Raw genomic sequence first — 4,078 nt, forward strand, 5'->3', positions numbered from 1 at the left:
AGTCTCGATCGCGAGATAAAGCGCGGGCACGGACACCACCGATACGTTGCGGGTCGTTACGGTCTGCATAAGCGCCTCCAGGTTTGAGCGACCCAGAGAGCTTACATCGTGGCGGCCCGCTTTTACATGGTATCTGAGGCCAAGCGACACCGCACTCGCCCTAACGCCGTACCTTGCGGGTCGAAGGATCTCGCCGCGGGCACGTACAAACCCGGGCGCGGCAGCGGTCCCCGAAGCCGAAGCCGAGGCCCCGGCTGCCGTGGGGCCCTCACCCGGCCGCGCTGACACGCGTGCCACCCTCTCCCACAAACAGCGTGGGAGAGGGGGTACACACCAGGCTGGGGCGAGGCCTCGGCCCTGCTGGGGCGACTGAAGTCGCGGCAATGACGGCCCGAAGTCCGCCTTCGCGGACTGCATGCGTGTCGGGTGCTCGGGGCCAGCCGGAGCGCGATCGAATTCTCCCCTCTCCCGCTCGCGGGAGAGGGGCCGGGGGTGAGGGCAGCCGAGGAATGCGCCGGCCGATTCGAAACGTACCGAGCCCCGGACAGCAGCCTCCGCCCGTGCACCGGACGCGGCGTATCACACCGGGCTGGCTCCCTTCCCCCGCGGCAGTTTGCGGGGGAAGGGCTGGGGATGGGGGGCGGCAGGGGTCCGCACCACACCCAGCCTCATCCGGCATGAAGTCCTCCCCTCTCCGCACGCAGTGTGTGCGGGGAGGGGCCGGGGGAGGGGCACCCCGGGACCCTGCATCCAGTGTGATCCACGCTAAGCACACACCACATGACCGAACCGCGGCACGAGCACGGCTGGCTGAGCGTCTACCTGTTCATCAACGGCTGGATCTACGCCCCCGAGTGCGACCAGGTGGTCACCAACCACGTCGAGCCGTTCGTCCGCCGCTGCATGGCCGAGGGCTGGGCCGATCAGCACTTCTTCATCCGCTACAGCGAGCACGGCCCGCACGTGCGCCTGCGCCTGCACGGACGCACCGACGTGCTCGAAGGGACCGTGTGGCCCGCGCTGGTGGAGCACGTGCGCGCATCGCATCCGCACGTGCGGGTGGACGAGCTTCCCGAGACGCCCTCGTACAGCCGCGTCGACGACCAGCCCGCGGGGGTGACGCACCTGGCGCGCGTGGCGTACGAGCCGGAAACCCAGCGTTACGGCGGCCCCGACGCGCTGGCGGTCGCCGAGCGGTTGTTCCAGGACTCCAGCGACGCGGCGTACGCGCTCGTGGCGCGCATGGGCGGCGAGCGGCCGTCGCGGCTGGGCAAGGGGCTGCTCTCCACCGTGATGGCCTGCCACGTCTTCTGCGAAACCCGCGAGCGCGCCACCACGTTCGCCCACACCTACTCCACCAGCTACCTGCGCTCGCTCGCCCGCGAAGACGAAGGGCGCGAGACGTTCATCAGCGCCTTCGACCGCGGGTACGAGCAGCAGGCAGACACCCTCGCGGCGTACGTCCACGAGGTGTGGGAGCGGATGGACGAGGGCGAGGAGCTGTCCGAGACGCTGGATCGCTACGGCGAGGGACTCAGGGCGCGCCGGGCCGAGCTGCGGGCGCTGTTCGACGAGGGCCGGGTGCAGGTGGCCGGACAGCCGGTGGACGACTGCCAGCGGGTGGTGGGCGGCATCGTCCCCAGCTACGTGCACATGATGAACAACCGCCTGGGCATCACCATCCAGGAAGAAAGCTACCTTGGATACCTGGTCCACCGCGCGCTCCAAAGCCCCGCCGCGGCGGCCGAGGCCTGAGCCCCGCGGCCCGATCCTGCTTTCGGCATCCACAAGGACCGTTTCTCGATGGATACGCAGCACCGCACGGACGAGCCCCGCACCGAAGCGCTGATGGCGGCGGCACAGGCCATCGGCCGGCGGCTGGTGGAAGGCGCGCAGTGGACGGACGGCGCCTGCACCTGGCAGGTGATGCAGCCGGACCGGGCGAACCCTGCGCTTCGCCGCGCCGTCGCCACCCCCGCCACCGGCACGGTGTACGAGGGAACGGCGGGGATCGCGCTGTACCTGGCCGAGCTGCACGCCGTGACGGGGGATGCCGACGCGGCCCGCACCGCGCTGGGTGCCATCCGCTTCGCCCTGCGCCACGGCGCGTCGCTGCCGGACACCAGCTTCGGATACCACAGCGGCCGCGTGGGGATCGCCTACGCGGCCGCGCGGACGGGCGAGCTGCTGGGCTGCCCCGAGTTCCACGCGCAGGCCGAAGACCTGCTCCGGCCGCTGGCGGGCAACGAGAGCCGCGACACCGGGTTGGACGTGATCGCCGGGGCCGGGGGCGCCATTCCCCCCCTGCTGCAGTTGACCCGGTACGTTGACGCGGAACTGGCCCTGGGCATCGCGAGGGGGCTGGGGGACCACCTGGTGGCGACGGCCACCCGCGAGTCCGATGGCTGGTCGTGGAACACCATGCGCAACACCGCCGTCCGCAACCTGAACGGCTACGCCCACGGCGCGGCCGGGATTGGACACGGGCTGCTGGAGCTGTACGCGGCCACGGGCGACGGCCGTTACCGCTACGCCGCGGAGCAGGCGTTCCTGTACGAGCGCTCCTTCTTCGACGCCCAGCAGAGCAACTGGCCCGACCTGCGCCACACCGAGCTGGGCGAGTTCCAGTACGAGGGGCGCCTGGACCAGCTGCGCGAACTGCTGCGCTCCGGCGGCGGCCTGGAGGCGCCGCCCACGCGCTACATGAGCGCATGGTGCCACGGGGCACCGGGCATCGGCCTGAGCCGCGTGCGCGCCTGGCAGCTGCTGGGCGACCCGCTGTACCGCGACGAGGTGCTGGCCGCCTGCGCCAACACGGCGGGCACGCTGGGCGGCCACGGGCTCAGCAACTACTCGCTCTGCCACGGCCGCGGCGGCAACGCCGAAACGCTGATGGTCGCCGCCCACGCGCTGGGCGACGAGTCGCTGCGCCAGCCGGCGCTGGAGAGCGCCTATGTCGGGATCGATCTGCACGGTGGCGCAGATGGGTCGCCCTGGCCCTGCGGCACCATGGGCGCCGTCTCGGACCCGGGACTGCTGCTGGGCGAGGCCGGCATCGGGCACTTCCTGCTGCGGCTGGCCCATCCCCAGGTGCCGTCCGTGCTGATCCTGGAGGCGCCGGACGTTTCGGCGGCGCGCGGGGGAGCAGCGGGGGAGGAGGGGTGGCGTAGCGAGCAGGAGCGCTCCGTGGCCACGGCCTTCAGCGGCACGCTGGCCGCGTTCCGCGCGATGGGCGCTGCCCTGGACCTGCCGCTGGCACCCATGGGCCCGGCCCCGCGCACGTCGGACGTGACGGCCGTGTACGAGGCGCTAGCCGCGCGCGTGCGCGACGAGGCGGATTCGGCGCTGCGGGAGCGGCTGGAAGACGCGTTCGCGGTGGACCGTGCGCGCTACGAGCTGGCCCGTTCGGTGACGGATTTCACCACGGAGTACCTCGACGGGCTGGCGCGGCTTCCCGCGGGGGAGGTGGAGTGGCGCGAGGGCCGGGTGGAGCTATCGTCCCGGGCCCGCGTGGTGAGCACCCGGTGGGACTGGGCCGCGCGCGCGGCCGCGGACGCCGCCGGCCCGCCGGCGGACGAGGACGAAGACGAGGCTCACTGGCTGATCCACTTCACCGGCGGGCGGGCGGTGGTGCGCCCGTTGAGCCCCTTTGCCGCGGTGATCCTGGAGAGCGTCCGCGAGCCCGCGACCGTCGACGAGCTGATCGACACGGTGAATGCCGCCGTGTCGGGAGGCGAAGGCGAGGTGAACCGCGAGTGGCTGGAAGACCGCGTCCTGCAGCAGCTAAACCAGGCGTACCGCGCGGGCTTCGTGAACCTGGCGCGCGGCCGGGCGGGCGCGGCGCGGTAGGAAGGGAGCCGCCCCGAGGCCTCGGCCCTGCTGGGGCGAATGAATTCGCGGCAACGACGGCCCGAAGTCCGCCTTCGCGGACTGCACGCGCAGTCGGGCGCACCAGGCCAACCGAGGCGCACCAGGCTGGCTCCCTTCCCCCACGCAGTTTGTGGGGGAAGGGTTGGGGATGGGGGGCGCCCTCCGAATGCACCAAACCCAGCCTCATCCGGTATGAAGTTCTCCCCCT

At 72.0% G+C, this 4,078-nt stretch carries 2 protein-coding genes; both read left to right on the forward strand.

Going from position 1 to position 4,078, the window contains the following annotated elements:
* The first annotated feature begins 780 nt into the window (after window positions 1-780).
* The gene (locus VIB55_RS18185) at window positions 781-1,755 is read left to right on the forward strand and encodes a thiopeptide-type bacteriocin biosynthesis protein (protein WP_331878088.1); all 975 of its coding nucleotides are present in this window, start codon (window positions 781-783) and stop codon (window positions 1,753-1,755) included.
* 48 nt (window positions 1,756-1,803) lie between these two features.
* Window positions 1,804-3,849: a lanthionine synthetase LanC family protein gene (locus tag VIB55_RS18190; RefSeq protein WP_331878089.1), complete on the forward strand. Its 2,046-nt coding sequence runs from the start codon at window positions 1,804-1,806 to the stop codon at window positions 3,847-3,849.
* Window positions 3,850-4,078 lie beyond the last annotated feature (229 nt).

This window comes from Longimicrobium sp., from assembly GCF_036554565.1.
Classification (GTDB): Bacteria; Gemmatimonadota; Gemmatimonadetes; order Longimicrobiales; family Longimicrobiaceae; genus Longimicrobium.